General features: G+C 68.0%; 14 protein-coding genes. 4 read left to right on the forward strand and 10 right to left on the reverse strand.

All coding sequences use genetic code 11. The features are described from left to right. Window positions 1–35: 35 nt before the first annotated feature. The 5 genes from BLV76_RS16480 to BLV76_RS16500 all read right to left on the reverse strand — a co-directional run bounded on the left by BLV76_RS16480 (window position 36) and on the right by BLV76_RS16500 (window position 6,103). Complete coding sequence (locus BLV76_RS16480) at window positions 36–1,814, reverse strand: ATP-binding protein (RefSeq protein WP_090970349.1); 1,779 nt, start codon at window positions 1,812–1,814, stop codon at window positions 36–38. A gap of 310 nt (window positions 1,815–2,124) precedes the next feature. Next, the gene (locus BLV76_RS16485; RefSeq protein WP_090970351.1) at window positions 2,125–3,114 is read right to left on the reverse strand and encodes a hypothetical protein; all 990 of its coding nucleotides are present in this window, start codon (window positions 3,112–3,114) and stop codon (window positions 2,125–2,127) included. 131 nt (window positions 3,115–3,245) lie between these two features. Further along, entirely contained in the window at window positions 3,246–3,650 is a 405-nt protein-coding gene (locus BLV76_RS16490) for a hypothetical protein (protein ID WP_090970352.1), read from the reverse strand. 181 nt (window positions 3,651–3,831) lie between these two features. After that, window positions 3,832–4,872, reverse strand: a complete 1,041-nt coding sequence (locus BLV76_RS16495; protein WP_090970354.1) for a tyrosine-type recombinase/integrase — start codon at window positions 4,870–4,872, stop codon at window positions 3,832–3,834. A 124-nt stretch (window positions 4,873–4,996) separates the two neighbouring features. Then, on the reverse strand, window positions 4,997–6,103 hold the full coding sequence (locus BLV76_RS16500; protein WP_175539708.1) for a tyrosine-type recombinase/integrase: 1,107 nt from the start codon (window positions 6,101–6,103) through the stop codon (window positions 4,997–4,999). 1,028 nt (window positions 6,104–7,131) lie between these two features. Between BLV76_RS16500 and BLV76_RS16505 the strand changes: the two genes are divergently transcribed. The 3 genes from BLV76_RS16505 (at window position 7,132) to BLV76_RS16515 (ending at window position 9,670) form a co-directional block, all read left to right on the forward strand. Further along, complete coding sequence (locus BLV76_RS16505) at window positions 7,132–8,082, forward strand: DNA adenine methylase (RefSeq protein WP_175539709.1); 951 nt, start codon at window positions 7,132–7,134, stop codon at window positions 8,080–8,082. A gap of 32 nt (window positions 8,083–8,114) precedes the next feature. Continuing rightward, window positions 8,115–8,825 (forward strand): HNH endonuclease, encoded by a 711-nt coding sequence (locus BLV76_RS16510; protein WP_090970360.1) that lies wholly within the window; start codon window positions 8,115–8,117, stop codon window positions 8,823–8,825. A gap of 230 nt (window positions 8,826–9,055) precedes the next feature. Further along, a complete protein-coding gene (locus tag BLV76_RS16515; protein ID WP_139306605.1) occupies window positions 9,056–9,670 on the forward strand; it encodes a hypothetical protein in 615 nt (204 codons plus the stop codon). Between the two features lie 536 nt (window positions 9,671–10,206). On the opposite strand, the gene BLV76_RS16520 is transcribed toward BLV76_RS16515, so the two are convergent. From BLV76_RS16520 to glnA, 3 genes are all read right to left on the reverse strand, one after another. Then, complete coding sequence (locus BLV76_RS16520; protein ID WP_090970364.1) at window positions 10,207–10,659, reverse strand: hypothetical protein; 453 nt, start codon at window positions 10,657–10,659, stop codon at window positions 10,207–10,209. 174 nt (window positions 10,660–10,833) lie between these two features. Beyond that, a complete protein-coding gene (locus BLV76_RS22645) occupies window positions 10,834–11,430 on the reverse strand; it encodes a hypothetical protein (RefSeq protein ID WP_175539710.1) in 597 nt (198 codons plus the stop codon). A 1,134-nt stretch (window positions 11,431–12,564) separates the two neighbouring features. Then, window positions 12,565–13,986 (reverse strand): type I glutamate--ammonia ligase, encoded by a 1,422-nt coding sequence (glnA, locus tag BLV76_RS16530; RefSeq protein WP_090970368.1) that lies wholly within the window; start codon window positions 13,984–13,986, stop codon window positions 12,565–12,567. A 179-nt stretch (window positions 13,987–14,165) separates the two neighbouring features. Between glnA and BLV76_RS16535 the strand changes: the two genes are divergently transcribed. Beyond that, window positions 14,166–14,549 (forward strand): RDD family protein, encoded by a 384-nt coding sequence (locus tag BLV76_RS16535; protein WP_090970370.1) that lies wholly within the window; start codon window positions 14,166–14,168, stop codon window positions 14,547–14,549. Window positions 14,550–14,575: 26 nt separating this feature from the next. Here the strand turns inward: BLV76_RS16535 and BLV76_RS16540 are convergent, their stop codons facing one another. Next, entirely contained in the window at window positions 14,576–15,286 is a 711-nt protein-coding gene (locus BLV76_RS16540) for a DUF4191 domain-containing protein (RefSeq protein ID WP_090970372.1), read from the reverse strand. Between the two features lie 36 nt (window positions 15,287–15,322). Next, complete coding sequence (gene lipA / locus BLV76_RS16545; protein WP_090970374.1) at window positions 15,323–16,273, reverse strand: lipoyl synthase; 951 nt, start codon at window positions 16,271–16,273, stop codon at window positions 15,323–15,325. Window positions 16,274–16,332 lie beyond the last annotated feature (59 nt).

Raw genomic sequence — 16,332 nt, forward strand, 5'->3', positions numbered from 1 at the left:
GATCGTGGTCGGTCGGGTTCGTAGCGGGCTGTGGCTCAGAACGGCGGTTCGTTGGGTCCCGGCTCAGGAATCGCGCCGTCGTCGCCGTCGAGGTCGGGCAGCAGCGAGAACGGGTCAGCTGCCGCTGGCTGAGCGGCCGCGTCGCCGCCACCTGCGGACGCGCTGCTGGAGAACGTCGGGTCGACGACCTCGGACAGTCGCGTGGCCCAGGCAGGGAACGGGAACTCGACAGCGAGAGGTACCGGAATCTCGGGCTGGGAGACGAACATCGTGCCGGGCTTGGCCAGCGTCGCGCGACCGCGCTGGGAGGCGGGAAGAAACCCGTACTCCGGGCGCCCGGCCTCGGCCGGGTCGAGACGCCCGACGACCTTGATGGAGGAGTTCGACACGATGCGCCGCTCGACCTCGGAGGCGGTCTGCTGCGCACCGATCAGGATGATGCCGAGGCTACGACCGCGTTCGGCAATGTCGAGCAGCACCTCCTTGATGGGTGAGGACCCGTCGCGCGGCGCGTACTTGTTCAGCTCATCGAGCATCGTGAACAGCAGGCCGCCGGAGCCGGCCGCTTCCTTGCGTTCGGTCTCCGAGGCTAGGACGACACCAACGACGAACCGCTGTGCCCGGTCGTGCAGAGCGTGCAGGTCCACGACCGTGACCTGCTGGTTGGACGTGGAGATCTGCCGGCTGCCGGAAGCGGGCAGGTCGCCACGCAGGATCGGGGTCAGGTGCCGTTCACTGGACCGAAGCCGGCGGATGAACGCGTTGATCGTGCCGATGCCCGTCACCGGGCCTGCCCACCGGCGCCGCTCCACCTCGTTGGTGTCGTCGGTGAGCTTGTCGCACACGATGTCGATGAGCTCGGGCCACGTTCGCGCGTGCTGCCCGTCGATGCCCACGGCTCCGTCGTTGCCGGCGGAGACCGCGTCCGCCTTGAGCCGTGCAGCGACCTGGTGGACGACCATCGTGTACTGGTTCTTCTCGTCCTCGACGTCGGTGAACACGTAGCGCATCAGCTCGCGCTGGCAGAACTCATGGAGGGTCCACCAGAACGCGTTGACGCCGGACGTGCGGCCCTTCACGTTCGGCCGCCCAGTCTGGTCACCTGGCGCGGGTGGGGAGAAGAAGCCGGTGGAGCCGAACGGGGCCGCGGCGAGGCCCAGACGCGAGTAGACGCCCGCACGGGTGTCGGTGAGCTTCGAGTTCGGCTGGTCGAGGAACAGCAGGTCCTCGCCCTTGACGGAGAAGATGAGCGCCTTCGCGTTCGTCTGCCGACCACCGAGGGCGCCGGAGGTGAACACCGAGTGCAGGAGGAACAACGCGAAGCTGGTCTTGGTCGCGACGCCGGAGATGCCGGAGATGGACACGTGCGCGCCGCGGGTGCCGTCGAGGAACTCGAGATTGAGGAACACCGGCTGGCCGTCGCGGCCGAGGCCGACGGGCACCTTGGCGTCCATCTGGTCGAAGTACAAGGCCTGGTCGCGAACCTCACCCGACGCCCGGTGGGCCGCCGACCCAGGGCGCGGAGGCACGTACAGCTCCGGGTCGACGCGGGTGGTGGTGACCTCCGCGATCTCCTGCACCTGGGCGGGCATGACGCCGTCGGCGATCAAAAAGACGTCCGAACCGAACGATGCGCCTTCGTGGCGGGAGATGACGTCGGTGACGAGGCCGGATGTGACGACCTTCCCGACACCGGGGACGTCGCGAGAGCACGTCACGACGTCGTCGAGCTGGAGGTAGGCGCCGTCAGCTACCGCGACGTGGAACTTCAACGGCGTGGAGTCCGCGGTGCCGGCCACCTTGCCGACTTCCATCAGCGTCCCTGGTGGCGACACAGCTGCCAGAGCTCCGTCGGTTGTGGGCTCTGCCGAGGTGTCCGAGGCCGGGGTCGGAACGTCGTCGGCGGTGGCGTCGACACCAGCGTCCGGACCGGAGCTGGGACCGGCGGTGGTGCTCACTGTGCTCACGCTGGGATGCCCTTCGGTTGTCGTGTCAGAAGTTGACGATCGTCCTGCCCGTCAGGCTATGCCTGACTACCGACAACTGCCGTCGAAACGCCAAGTGGCCCCGTCCGCTGGGGGCGGACCTCGTCAGAGGCGTCGAATCGGAGCCGCTTGAGCTAGGTCAGCGAGGCGGCTTCTCCGTGGCGATGTAGCCGAGGTCCGCCAGCATGGCGTGCGTGCCGGAGTCCAGCATCAGGGAGTCCTCGTCGACGTCCGCGACGTAGTCCAGCAATGCTTCGGGACGGGACTGGTGGACCGCCAGAATGAGCGACTCGTTCGCCAGATCGACCTGTACTCCGGGCGCCTTCATGTCGTCGCGGTCTTCGAAGACGCGGCCGCGTTCGGTGAAGAACTCGGCGATGCGCAATTCGGTGTCATCAGCGTTCGGGTACTCGAATGCCAGGTGGGCCAGGTCGTGGGCATCGGCCTCCCTGATCCAGGAAGCCAGGTGGACCGACGCGGGCGCGGTCAGGCCCTCGGTCGCCTCGATGTAGGCGTCGAAGTCGGACTTCATGAGTGGTGCAAGCTCGGCGAGCTTGCGTTGCAGGGTGACCTGGTCGACGTACGGGTGGATGACCGCGTCTGCGAGCGGACCGTCGTACTCCGCGAGAAGGGCACGGAACTCTGCGCGGACCGGGTGCGGGTCGTCGAGATGGGGGAGTAGGGCCAGGATCCGTCGCAGGACGCGGCGGAACGGGACGTGCTCGCCACCGTCCTCGTCGTGCAGGTACGCGACTGGGGACGGAGCCTCTTGGTCGGCGATCCGGGACAGGTGGAGGACGAAGTCCGCGACTCCGTCGCGTTCTCGGACCTCGCACACGAGCTCGCCGAACGACCGGTCGGTCTCCTCGTCACCAGCGCCGAGTCCGACGACCACCGAGGGGAGGGTTTCGTGGCGGCTGGCCCACACGGGTAGGTGGAACGCGAGGGTGTTGAGATCGTCGACCAGCCACGAGGCCGCCAAGCTTGGATCCTTGAGCCCTGGTGCGACGTCACGCTGTACGAAAATGTCGGGCTGAGGTGCGAAGCGCAGGTCGGCGATCGTCCGGGTCCCGTCTGCGGTCGTGACGTGGAGCGCCTGGTCGGGGGTGAGGGAGTAGCGGGTGAGCACAAGGCCTCCGAGTTAGAGGGCAACGACTAGGGGTGCGGCACAGCGCCGGCCGCTGTCCGAGCAGGTTGACAGGTGTAGGACGAAGGTGGCGAGTTGCCGCCGCCGGCGCCCAATGTGCCGCGAGGAGCTGCCTACGGGTACGCGGTGAAGGTCATGCCGTCCGCGCCGCCGATCGCACGTACCTGATCGACGATGTAGGCGACCATCTCGTCCTCGGTCTTCCAGGACTTCTGTTCGTCGCTGAGACGCCAGATGTGGGCGTTGTGCTCGCCACTCAGTGTTTCGTCGGGCTCATAGCCGCGCGAGCGAAGATCGGTGGCGACAGCGTCACGCGACGCAGGGAAGCACATTTCCAGCACGTCGGCGTTCCACTCAGTGTCGCCGTCACTAGTGAGACACCACTGGACCCAGGCCCATTCGGTGTCGTTGAAGTCAAACGACACTCCCACCCCGTACCCCTCGTGCTCCCGTTCTTGAATGCGGCGCGCGGCGCGCACCGCGTCAAGAACGGTGTCGTAGGCGTTCTCGTCAGTCATGCGGTCAACCTATGCGCCGGTAGTCGATGCCATCGGAGAATCGAAGACATCGCGAGATGGCGTCTTGTTTCACAGACCGCACGTCGTCGGCGCCGCCCGTCACGACGACGGCCCCGGCCTGGATGGACCGGGGCCTTCGCCTGAGCGAGGTTCGGTTGACGCCCACCGTCGTCAGCGTTCGTCAGTCCTGGAGATCGCGTCGCCGACTCGTCTGAAACGCGCGCAGGGAGAGGGACTCGATAGCCGCGCGCTGTGCCTCGGCGGGGCGGCGATCGTACGCGGCGGTGGTCTCGGGGCGGACATGACCGGCGATGCGGCACACGAGGAGCAGGTCGTGGCCGTTGGCGAGCAGCGTGGTGATGACGAACCTGCGGAGGTCGTGCGGGGTGACGACCCCCAGCCCGGCCTCGGCTGCTCGCCGCCGCACGATCTTCCAGACCTGGTGGTAGCTGAGTGCCCCCCTATCGACCATCGGACGTCCGGTGCGCGAGAGGGGCACGAACAACGGGCCCGGCGCACGCCCGCGGATCGCCAACCACGCCTCGAGGGCCTCGATTGCGACCGGGTGCAGCCACGCCTCTCGGGGCCGGCTGCCTTTGGTGATGGTCAGGTCCAGTCGGTGCTCGTCGAGAGCGAAGTTGTCGACCTCGAGGCCGGTGATTTCGACCGACCGGACGGCGGAGGAGGCGAGCACGGCGAGGAGGGCGTGGTCGCGAATGTGGACGGCCGCACCGCCCGTTCGCCCGTGGCGGCAGGCGTTGAGGAGGGCGTTGACCGACTCCTCGGACAGGTATCGCCCGGCGGGCTTGAGCACTTTGCCGCCGTCAGTGGTCTCGAACGCCGAGGCGCGGAGCAGCTCCTCGTGAGTCAGCAGGCCGACACGCCGGCAGCAGCTGAGCATGACTCGAATGGCGGTGGCCCACTTCAGTGCCGTGTTCCGGGACCGCGGGCCGATGACGTCGCGCCAGAGCTCCTCGACGATGAGCTCGTCGGTGAGCAGCTCCCAGGGGTAGTTCACCGCTTGGCAGTCGCCGTTGCTGCTGAGTCGGGCACAGGCTTCGAGGGCCCGCACCATGGTCTGCTGGCTGCCTGGGTTGTGGCGGTAGCGACGCTGGAAGCGGTCGAACGCCTCGGCGCGCAGCGCTAGGACCGCTGCCTCGCGTGCCTCGACGACGTGGAGGCGGCCCGTACGTGCCGCTGGGGACGAGGTGTGCAGGGTCATGCGTCACCGCCCCGGCCCGTGCTGAGCTGGACGACGGCTGCGTGGTTCTCATCCGGGACACTCAGGTAGAGGGAGGTGGCGGGTGGCCGTCGGTCTCGAAGATGCCCCGTCAGGGTGGCGTCGTTCATGCCGCCCCGCCCTCGTGAAAGGGGCCCAGCGCGATAGACGCGACCGCGTGGCGCATCTCGTCGTCGGTGGACATGTCGTAGATGAGGGTGCTGGAGAGCTTGCGGTGGTTGAGCAGCTTGCTGACCAGCGCAGCGTCGTACTGCCGCAGCATCTCGGTGGCGAAGGTCCTGCGAAAGTCGTGGGTACCGAAGTGCGGGATGCCGGCGACGTCGCAGCGGTTCGCCAGCATGTACCGGACCGAGGACGGCGTCATGGCGCGGTCGATGGGGCCGTGCATGCTGCAGAACAACTTGCCGGGCTTCGTGCCGCGCACGGCGAGCCAGTCCACGAGCAGAGCCTTGGTCCCGGGGTGCAGGAACAAGGTGTGCGGGTCTGCGTTCTTCGTCATGCGCAGGTGGATGGTGTCCTCACGTCGGTCCCAGTCGCACAGGTCGATCCGGGTGAGCTCGCTAACCCGCAGGCCAGTGGTACGGAACAAGGCGATGATGGCGCTGTTGCGGGCACGGGCGAATGCGGTGCCGGTGGTCAGGCAGACCTCCATGAGTGCGTCGAACTCGTCGTCGGTGATGCGGTGGCGGCGGGTCGAGCGCCCGGGGGCGAGCGTGTTCAGGGCTTCGAGGAGTTCCTCTCGTCGAAGCGCGCTGATCAGACCGGTGGCGTAGCACTGGACGACGATCGCGCGGAGCGGGCAGACGATGTCGTTGCGCGACGACTGCTTGTCGTAGCGGCGGTAGACGGCCCGGTGGAAGTCCTGAGCATCTTCGACGCTGAGCTGGTGCCACGGGAAGGCGCGGAGGTCCTGTGCCTCGACAGGGGTGTCCATGTCCGCGACGAGCAGCCGCTTGGCCATTCGGAACCTGGTGCGGGCGCGGGAGCGGCTCACGCCGTCGGCCCACCGGTTGAGGGCACGGTCGTAGGGGGTGCGCCCCTCCCCGAGGTGGGAACCGGCGCCCGGGTCGGGGTCGTGCCAGCTGCGGTTGCCGTCCCTGTCGGGGCCGTCCTCGGGTGTCGGGACTCGGAAGGAGGCGGCTGCGGTCAGCCGGTCGAACGGCGATGACTTGGCGTCGCCCCTGGGCGGCGTGGTGCCGTCGGGGACGTCCAAGGGTGAGGGGGTGGGGGAGTGGTGTCCGGTCGGCTGGCCGCCGGGCAGGGGACGGAGCCTCGGCGTCTGGTGGCCGGGGGGTGCGGGGGGTCCCGCGTTGACCATGGTGCTCACTGTAGGAGCCCTTCTGGCGGGTTGACCCCGCCGACTTCGAAGGGCAAAGGATTAGCTCATCCCTTGCTCTTCGCCGCCCGATCTGAGCGTGCTGGTGGAATGTCCGGACCCTGAACTTGTCGGCAAGTAGCACTCCGACTGGCCCCGGCGCGGAGGCCTAGCCGTGCTAGCCCTGTCTGCGCTTGCTTCAACAGTCCTCGAAACTTGCACGGCTGGAATGGGGCGTTTGCGGGAGTGAGCCATCCCCCAAACGCCCCAGATTGCGCGGCGGTAGAGCGGGGTGCTTGGCTTGACTCCGTGAAGCCAGGTCCTCACGAGGTCTGACTAGCTGCTGCAGGGCCTACCGTCACTGCCACGACGAGCCGAGCATCCGCCACCTCGGTTGTCGGGCACCGCCCGGAGCAGCGCACCCTCGGCACGCGCTCTTAGGGCACGCGATGTCCCCGAGGGCAGGAATGAACCGCCCCGGCGGTTCCGACCTCATAGAGCCCGATCACGGACTCGGCCAGGCGTTGCCGTGCGATTAGCCGACGCCACCGAGCCGGGCGGCCGCGAGGTGCTCGGAGTAGGCCACGCAGAGCTACCTGGAATCGGTGGTCGTGGTGCGCATCGAGGAGCGCCAGTTCACAGCCATCGCGACCTCGGGTCCAGATGGCCTGCTCGACGCCGTTGACGGTGAACTGATTGCTCATGGTGGTCTCGACCGCCCAGCCCAGGGTCCGCCGCGCGCATGGCGTCGTCACGAACGCGGTAGCACCAGCCCGACCCTGTCGAAACATACGTGAAGTCCGCTGTCCAGAGCCGGTCGGGTACACGCGGACATGGACCAGGGTGGTGGCCGCCGCTGGCGGTGCCTCACGAGGTGTCAGCGCGGCGCGCGCGGACTGTCGTACCCCACGGATAACGTTTGTGAGGTGATCGACCTCCTCGAACTTGCCCCTTCCGTCGGCGCGGACGGAATCCTCACCGTGCTCCCGGCCAAGCTCGACTGCCTCGTTGACGTGCCTCACCCGTTCCCCTACCAAGGGAGCAAGCGCGCCCTCGCTCACGCGATCCTCCGGTACCTGCCGGACGACACCGCGACCTTGGTCGAGCCCTTCGCAGGATCTGCGGCCATCAGCATCGCTGCTCGCTACGCCAACGTTGCCGATCGAGCCGTCATCAACGACGTCAACGCGCCGCTCATGGCGATGTGGCGGGCGATCATCGATCAGCCAGTCGAGCTAGCGGACCAGTACGAAGCGATGTGGCAAGACTCACTGGAAGACCCCAAGGCGTTCTTCCTCGCCAAGCGCAGCGAGTTCAACGAAACGAACGATCCGGCGCTGCTGCTGTACCTGTTGAACCGGATAGTCAAGGGCGCTGTCCGTTACGGCAAGACCGGGCTGTTCAACCAGTCGGCCGACAACAGGCGCCTAGGCGCCAAGCCCGCCACAGTTCGCGAGCGCCTCGTCCGAACGTCGAAGGTGATGCAGGGAACCGACGTCCACTCAGGTTCCTATGCGCCGCTCTTGATCGACGCCGGAGCTTCCGATGTCGTCTACATGGACCCACCGTACCAGGGCGTGACTAATGTCCGGGACCACCGATACATGTCCGGACTGGCTCGCGAGGATTTTGAGCAGGCGCTACACAAGGCCAACGACAACAACGTCTCCTACGTGATCTCGTACGACGTCGTCCGCGAGGACAACAAGTACGGCGAGCCGATCGATAGCGAGCTTGGGCTGACACATCTTCATGTCATCGCTGGCCGGTCGGCGCAATCCACGCTCTCGGGCGGCAGCGACGTAACCGTGGAGTCGCTGTACCTCTCACCCGCGCTGGTCGACCGGCTGGGCGGGATAGATCACCTGATCGCCTGACAGGCCGAAGGCACCTCTCTACTGTGGGGCGCGTGTCTTACGCGTCGACCTACAGTGCCGAGTTCATCGACTGGGCCCGCTCGCAGCCCATGTCCGCCCGCGCCCGCAAGGCACTGGAGTTCATGTTGGAGCACGGGAGTGTCACGACGGGCGACCTGAAGGCTGCCGGGTACGACCACCCACCGCGCGCGGTCCGCGACGTCAAAGACGCGGGGCTGATGGTTGAGAGCAAGCTCGTCAACGTCGGCGGTACGCGCATGAGTAGGTACACGCTCCTGGACACGATGAGCGAAGGCTTTGTGCAGCGTAGGCCGATTTCGAACGCGTTTCGTAACGCGCTGTTCGACCAACATGACCACCGCTGCGCGGTCTGTGGCGAGAAGTTCATCACGCGGATGCTCCAAGCGGACCACCGAGTGCCGTTCGCCATCGGTGGAGATCCAGCACCCGAGCTCCAGCACTACATGCCGTTGTGCGGCTCCGACAATCGGGCCAAGTCGATGTCCTGCGAGAATTGTCCCAACTGGTCAGTGCGGGACGTCGATACCTGCAAGACCTGTTACTGGCACGACCCCGCGCACTACTCGCACGTGGCCACCGTTGACGAACGCCGCCTGGCGATCACGGCACGCGGAATGGACGTCGCTAACTTCGATCAACTGGCGGAAGAGGCTGCTCAACAGGGACTGACGTTCGGCGAATACCTACTTGAGGTCATCGACGGGCTGACGCAGCCGAGGTAGAAGGGGCTGCTGCACGATCGGGTAACAGGTTGAGAAGGCACCTATCCGTGCAGAAGTCCCGTTCGAGGTCGAAGACGGGGACGGAGAGTGCGGCGCCCATGAGCCGACGCCAGCCGTTATCACCGACGCCACCGGGAGGCCGGTAAGAGTCCGCTGTCGGTGGCGTGCGGTACCAGTGTTACGTGCCAGCCACCCAGCCACCGTCCTCGCAGCGCGGAAGCGTCGCACTGGTGGTTGACGTCGACGGTGTCGTATCGGCTGTGCATCCGGTCTCGGAGGTGTGGGGTGATGAGGTCACGGCTGGACATCTGTTCGGGCCGGTGCGGGTCTCTCCGACGTTATGCCGACGATTGGACGCGCTCGGGGCGCTGCCGGGAGTGGTGCCGATGTGGTTGACGAGCTGGCCCGCATCCAGCCGTTCCCGGATGAACCCGTTTCCTGGCCGGGAATGGGCTGCGCTCGTTGAGGCGGAGGACTTCGCAGACCAAGGGCTTGATGAGGACCGGATTGGCTGGTGGAAGTGGGACGCTCTGCGTGCGTGGCTTCAAGCCCACCGGGAGGTCCGGTCACTGGTGTGGTGTGACGACCACTTGGGACAACTGCTTTGGGACGACACGGCGGAGGGTGCCGTGGATCCGGGTGGGGGTCCGCGGAGACGGCCCCTAATGGCAGCGTTGGAGCCAGATGATGCGCCGTTCCTAACGACGGCAGCGGCGCTCATCGCTCCGCGGCTGACACAGCTGGGAGTGGCCGCGACGCTGCTGGCGCCGGAACCCGGCGTCGGTTTGCGCCCGGCCGACCTCGACCGGATGCAGGCGGCACTGGGGCAGCGCCGCCAGACCTGAGTTCCGTTTCGTTTCAGTCAAGCGGTTGTTTGCTCGTGGACGGGGCCAGCCGAGTGGATGCGAACCGCGCGCGATCGTGGCGATGGGAAGTCCTTCAACGACCTGCTCGACAGACTTGCCGAAGCCGCGTGCCGGCCGGCGAGCCCCCTTAGCCGGGGCCGTGACTCGGGCTGAGCCGGCCCTACGACGAAGCGGGACCCGGTGCGACGTCTCCGATCTGCAACTGCGTACGCCTCGGCGATGTCTACGCGGGGATGGGCCCACCGGGCGCTAGCAGTCACGGGCGCTGGACGTGCAGGTGGGCCGGGAAGTGGCCAGACCTTTATGCCGGCGTTGGCCGGCTGGGCGACGTCAGCGGGAGAACCGACGTCGACCCGCCACCCTCAGCTCCGCCCGCACCCTGTGCGCGCACGCCCCATCCGTGTTGCGTTCGACCGGGTGGTTGGAGGGCTGAAGAACCGGAAGTCGCTCGTCCAGCGTGTCCGTGCGGTTGCGGTGTGTGCCGTGCGGTGGCCCGTGATGCGCCGCGCGCGGCCTCAGCGTCCCCTGCGTGGCCGGTACGTCGGGCCGGAGGTCGTCCGTCGGGCCGTCGTGGACGCAGTGGACGCGGTGGACGCGGTGGACGCGGTGGACGCGGTGGACGCGGTGGACGTGGTGGACGCGGGACCGGGCGACGCCCTTCTGGCCGATGGCGTCCGCGTGGGTGCCTGTGCTGCCGTGGCAACCTCGCGAGCGCGACGCTCCATGGCCGCCGTGGCGGGAATCCCGTCGAGATCGCGGAACCACGCGAGCACCTCGTCACGGCAGTACAGGTTCGTGTCGAAGCCCTGCTTGGGGCGCGGGAAGCCAGGGCGGTAGGTGTGCCGGCGGGCGCGGTCCTCGGTGATGTTGAAGGCCTTAGCGACGTGCTTGACGGTCCAGATGGGGTCGGAGAGGTGCAGGTTCGGGCGTCGCGTGGGGGTGCCCGTGAGCTTCAGTTTCGTGGTCATGTTGCTACTGGTCCCGCTCAAGCGGATCCTCGGCAATCAGCGCACGTGGTCAGCGCCTGTGTGCCGCCTCACACCCGATCGGCGTCGCGACGCCTGCCTCTGAGGACATGCGAAGTCCCCGTCCAGGCAGGGCCTGGACGGGGACTTCGGTCCGGAGGTAGCTCGTCCGGCGAGTCAGTCGAAGGCGGCGAGGCCACCGTTCATGTTGTCGTCGCCGCTGCGGTAGTAGCGGGTCTGGACGGTGTTGATGTTCTCCCAGCCGCCGATGGCCATGAGCTTGCCCTCAGTCATGTTGTGGATGTCCACGCACACGCGGGCGAACCTGTGGCGGAGACTGTGCCACGTGAAAACGGCGTGGCGCTCGGTGCGGGTACGGAGGACGTAGGCGCCGCGCTCCTCATCCCAGACGTGCTCGGTGATGTCCCAAGTCTCGACCGGCAGGCCGGCGTCGATCATGGCGGGCAGCAGGTGGTCGCCGTAGAACGAGGTGTGCCACAGCAGCCCGCCGCGCTCGGCGGGGAACAGGAGGCCCTCGGGGTTGGTGCCGGCGGCCTTCTCGGCGCGGGCGGCCGCGACGCGCTCGCGGAGTGCGTCGCGGAGCGGGTATCCGGTGATGGAGCGCTTGGCGACGGGGACGACCCGGGTCTTGTTGCCCTTGGGGCGGTCACGTCGGTTGCCCTTGCGGTTCTTGCCGGCCTTGCCCGTGGGGGCGATCTGCCAGTCGACGTGGATGTGGGGGCGGGGGTAGCGCTGGCATCCGTCGAGGTGCACGTCGCTGACCTTGAGCTGGAACTGCTCGCCCCAGCGGGGACCGCTGTTGGCGGCGAGCTCGCAGGCGAGGGCCCCCAGAGCGGGAAGCGCATCTGGAGCTGGTCGCGGAGGTTCTCGATCTGCTCGGCGTTGGGGCAGTCCTCGTCGTCGATGTACTCCTCGTCCGAGCCGTTGGTGCGGGCTCGCCCGGGGGTGGGAGCGTCGTCGTCGCCGTCTACGCGGGTGCGGGTGCTCGGTCGGATCGGCTCGGGGACGGCGCCGCCGCGGGGGAGGAGCTCGGCCTGCTCGGCGGTGAAGTACTGGTGCTGGTAGCCCCAGCGGAGCATCGCGCGCACGGCGCTCGTCGTGGCGGTGACCCCGTTGTGGGTGCCGGCCTGCTGGCGCATGGTGTCGCACACCTTGCGGTCGACGTCCATGGCGCGGGTGTACTCCTGCCCGTGGAGTGCGCGGGTGAGGTCGGTGCGGAGGCCGTCGAGGTGCGTCTGCTTGTAGGGCAGCTTCTTCTTGTACGGGCTGTGGCCGTCGGCGAGGAAGGCGTCGACGACGTGCTGGAGGGTGTGGGTGGCCTTCGGGCCGGCCGCCTGGGCGAGGCGGTCGTTGATCTCGTGGGCCTTCGCCACCGCGTAGTCGTAGTCGCGGCCGCCGGTGGTGTCGCCGGGGGTGCCGTCCGGCTCTGTCCACTTGAGCCGGTAGTAGCCCTTGGTGTTGGGGCCGCTGACGGTGACGCCGCCGACGTAGGTCGGCTCGCTGGCGGGGGTGGACTCGGAGGTCAACTCGGACTGGGACTCGGACTGGGACTGCAGGGACTGGGTGTGTGCCGGGCGCTCGGGCCGGGCCCGTGAACTGGTCATGGCGCGGAACGTCCGCGCCGAGAGGGGCTGTGCAATCGACGCACGTTGCCGGATGTGCGGCCTCGTGGCGCACGGTCCGGAGGGGCCGAGGTGGGCCGCTGTGACGGCGACCGGGCGGGGCGGTCACGGCAGGCCACCCAGGATCGCCCGGGTCCCGCCGAGGGCGGGGGATGAGCGCCGGAGACGGCGCAGCCCCCGGCCGCCGTCACCCCGGGGAGAACGCGGGGAAACGGGGACCGGGGGCTGGAGAACCCGCAGGTCAGACGCCTACAAAGGCGTCTTCTCAGATGTCGTAGTAGAGCTCGAACTCGTGCGGGTGCGGCCGCAGCTGGACCGGAGCGATCTCCTGGGTCCGCTTGAAGTCGACCCAGGTCTCGATCAGGTCGTCCGTGAACACACCACCGCGGGTGAGGTAGTCGTGGTCGTCCTCGAGGGCGTCGAGGACGGCATCGAGCGACGTCGGCACCTGGGCGATGTCGGCCATCTCGTCCGGCGGCAGCTCGTAGATGTCCTTGTCGATCGGGTCGGCGGGCTCGGTCTTGTTCTGGACACCGTCGAGGCCGGCCAGCATGAGCGCGGCGAAGGCGAGGTAGGGGTTCGCCGACGGGTCGGGGAAGCGGGTCTCGACGCGCTTGGCCTTCGGGTTCGCGCCCGTGATCGGGATGCGGACCGACGCGGAGCGGTTGCGCGAGGAGTAGACCAGCGAGATCGGGGCCTCGAAGCCCGGGACCAGGCGGTGGTAGGAGTTCACCGTGGGGTTGGTGAAGGCCAGCAGCGACGGGGCGTGCTTCAGGATGCCGCCGATGTACCAGCGCGCGGTGTCGGACAGGCCGGCGTATCCGGTCTCGTCGAAGAACAGCGGCTCGCCGTCCTTCCACAGCGACTGGTGGACGTGCATGCCCGAGCCGTTGTCACCGAAGATGGGCTTCGGCATGAAGGTGACCGACTTGCCCTGCTCCCACGCGGTGTTCTTGATGAGGTACTTGAACTTCATCACGTCGTCCGCGGCCTTGAGCAGCGTGTCGAAGCGGTAGTTGATCTCCGCCTGGCCGGCGGTGCCGACCTCGTGGTGGGCGCGCTCGACGAGCAGGCCGCACGCCTCGAGGTTCTTCACCATGTCGGCGCGCAGGTCGCTGTAGTGGTCGTAGGGCTCGACGGGGAAGTAGCCACCCTTGAGACGGGTCTTGTAGCCCTTGTTCTCCTCGCCCTCCTTGCCGGAGTTCCACCAGCCCTCGACGGAGTCGATGTGGTAGTAGCCCTCGTTGACGCCCGTGCTGTAGCGGACGTTGTCGAAGATGTAGAACTCGGCCTCGGGGGCGAAGTACGCGGTGTCCGCGATGCCGGTCGAGTCGAGGTACGCCAGCGCCTTGCGTGCGATGTTGCGCGGGTCGCGGCTGTAGGCCTCACCCGTGATCGGGTCGTGGATGAAGAAGTTGACGTTGAGCGTCTTCGACTTGCGGAAGGGGTCGACGTAGGCCGTCGTCGGGTCGGGGAAGAGCGACATGTCGGACTCGTTGATGGCCTGGAAGCCGCGGATCGAGGAGCCGTCGAACCCGAGGCCGTCGTCGAAGACGCTCTGGTCGAACGACGACACCGGCACCGTGAAGTGCTGCATCACGCCGGGCAGGTCGCAGAAGCGAACGTCGACCATCTCGACGCCCTCGTCCTTGATGAACTTCAAGAGCTCATCGGAGTTGTTGAACATTCGGTTCCTCCTTGACGGCGACGGGCGCGCGTCGAGTTGCAGCGTTCGGGAACGGAGCGTCGTTGCACCGTGCCGCCACGCTAGGGGGGAGCAGTTTCTAGACCGTATCCCGTTTGTTTCGGGCGTGTTACAAGCGCCCGATGGATGGAGCGTGTCGGCCCCGCACCTAGGCTGGCGGGGTGACGAGTGCTGTAACAAGCGACCTCCGGTCGGCCACGTGGGGACGCCGGATCCTGGCCCTGTGCATCGACTGGGTCGCGTGCCTGGCCGTCGTGGAGGGGCTCGTCGCGACCGGAGTCATCGCCGCCAACCCGAATGGCCTCGGCACGCTGGCGCTCTTCGTCGTGGAGTCGGCGCTGTTCACCGCGACGGTGGGCGGCTCGTTCGGCAAGCTCGCCACGCGTCTCCGGGTGGTGCGCCAGAAGGACCCGTCGAGGCCGGTCTCGCTGCTGGCGGCGGTGGTGCGCAGCGTCCTGGTCGCGCTCGTCGTACCGCCGCTGCTGACGTTCGACGAGCGCGGGCTCCACGACCTCGCCGCGGGGACGCGGACCGTGGCGCTCTAGCCCGGGACCGTCAGCTCAGGGCCGGATCAGCGGCCGCGCTGCTGCGAGCGCATGCCCTTCATCGAGGTGGGGACCGGGCCCTTGGGCAGCGGCACCTTGCCGCGCTGGGCGTCGAGCGCCTTGAGGCGCTGCAGGATGTCGGTCATCTCGGCCGGCTTGACCGAGCGGCCGAGCTTCTGGACGTGGCGCACCAGCTTGGGCAGCGGGACCTCGCCGTCGCCGCGACCGGCGACGACCTCGTGGATCGGCACCTCGTAGGCGACGCGCTCGTGCTTCTTGCGCTCGGTGGCGAGCAGCGACCGCACGCGGGTCGGGCTCGAGCCCTCGCCGACCAGGACGATGCCGGGCGGTCCGACCACGCGGTGCACGACGTCCTGCTGCTTGGTGAAGCCCACGACCGGCTCGACCTTCCAGCCCCGGCGCAGCATCTGGAGCGCGCCCGCCGCGGCTGCCGGCTGGCCCTCCATCTGCGTGTACGCCGCCTTCTGCGCGCGGCGGCCGAAGACGAGCAGCGCGCACAGCAGGCCGATCATCAGCGCACCGACGATCGTGATGATGATGCTGATGACACCCGTGCCGGGGAGCAGCGACAGCAGGCCGAAGCCGACAGCCGCGCCGAGCACGAAGACACCCGCGATGATCAGGCCCAGGCGCGGGTCCGTGCGCTTGGCCATCGTGTAGGTCTGCATGATCTGCGCACGACGGGAGCTCGGCGCGGAGGGTGCGGGGGTCGACATGGTGAAACCTGTCCAGCTAGACGGTGAAGGGTGTGATCAGGCGGTCGCCGGGGTGGCGGCGGCACGCGCGTCCATGGCCTGACCGTACAGCCGTCCGGCGCGGTAGGACGAGCGGACGAGCGGGCCCGACAGCGCGCCGGCGAAGCCGATCTCGTCGGCCTCGGCCTTGAGCTCGACGAACTCCTCGGGCTTGACCCAGCGCTCGACGGGGTGGTGGCGCGGGGAGGGGCGGAGGTACTGGGTGATGGTGATCAGCTCGCAGCCGGCGTCGTGGAGGTCGCGCAACGCCTGGCTGATCTCCCCGCGGGTCTCGCCCATGCCGAGGATCAGGTTGGACTTGGTGACCAGGCCGAAGTCGCGGGCCTGGGTGATCACGTCGAGCGAGCGGTCGTAGCGGAAGGCCGGGCGGATCCGCTTGAAGATCCGCGGCACGGTCTCGACGTTGTGGGCCAGCACCTCGGGACTGCTCTCGAAGACCTCGGTGAGGAGGTCGGGCTTGCCGTTGAAGTCGGGGATCAGGTTCTCCACGCCGGTGCCCGGGTTGAGCTCGTGGATCGCGCGGACCGTCTCGGCGTAGAGCCACGCACCACCGTCGGGCAGGTCGTCGCGCGCGACGCCGGTGATGGTGGCGTACTTCAGCTGCATCTTCTGCACCGACTCGGCCACGCGGCGCGGCTCGTCACGGTCGAGCGGCTGCGGCTTGCCGGTGTCGATCTGGCAGAAGTCGCAGCGCCGGGTGCACTGGTCGCCGCCGATGAGGAACGTCGCCTCGCGGTCCTCCCAGCACTCGTAGATGTTGGGGCAGCCGGCTTCCTGGCAGACCGTGTGGAGGCCCTCGCCCTTCACCAGCTCCTGGAGGGCCGTGTATTCCGGGCCCATCCGCGCGCGGGTCTTGATCCACTCCGGCTTCTTCTCGATGGGAGTCTCCGCGTTGCGGATCTCGAGGCGGAGAAGCTTGCGTCCTTCGGGTGCTGGAGCCGTCGTCACACCCGCAACTCTACGACGGCGTGTCGACCGCCCCAATTCACGGTCGGGAGCCGGGACGG

This window comes from Nocardioides exalbidus, assembly GCF_900105585.1.
Classification (GTDB): domain Bacteria; phylum Actinomycetota; class Actinomycetes; order Propionibacteriales; family Nocardioidaceae; genus Nocardioides; species Nocardioides exalbidus.

What these genes read in the sequence shown, in the direction of transcription:
- BLV76_RS16480 (WP_090970349.1), bottom strand. Translation starts at nt 1,814, where the DNA reads ATGGAAGTCGGCAAGGTGGCCGGCACCGCGGACTCCACGCCGTTGAAG.
- BLV76_RS16490 (WP_090970352.1), bottom strand. Translation starts at nt 3,650, where the DNA reads ATGACTGACGAGAACGCCTACGACACCGTTCTTGACGCGGTGCGCGCC.
- BLV76_RS16495 (WP_090970354.1), bottom strand. Translation starts at nt 4,872, where the DNA reads ATGACCCTGCACACCTCGTCCCCAGCGGCACGTACGGGCCGCCTCCAC.
- BLV76_RS16520 (WP_090970364.1), bottom strand. Translation starts at nt 10,659, where the DNA reads ATGACCACGAAACTGAAGCTCACGGGCACCCCCACGCGACGCCCGAAC.
- glnA (WP_090970368.1), bottom strand. Translation starts at nt 13,986, where the DNA reads ATGTTCAACAACTCCGATGAGCTCTTGAAGTTCATCAAGGACGAGGGC.
- BLV76_RS16540 (WP_090970372.1), bottom strand. Translation starts at nt 15,286, where the DNA reads ATGTCGACCCCCGCACCCTCCGCGCCGAGCTCCCGTCGTGCGCAGATC.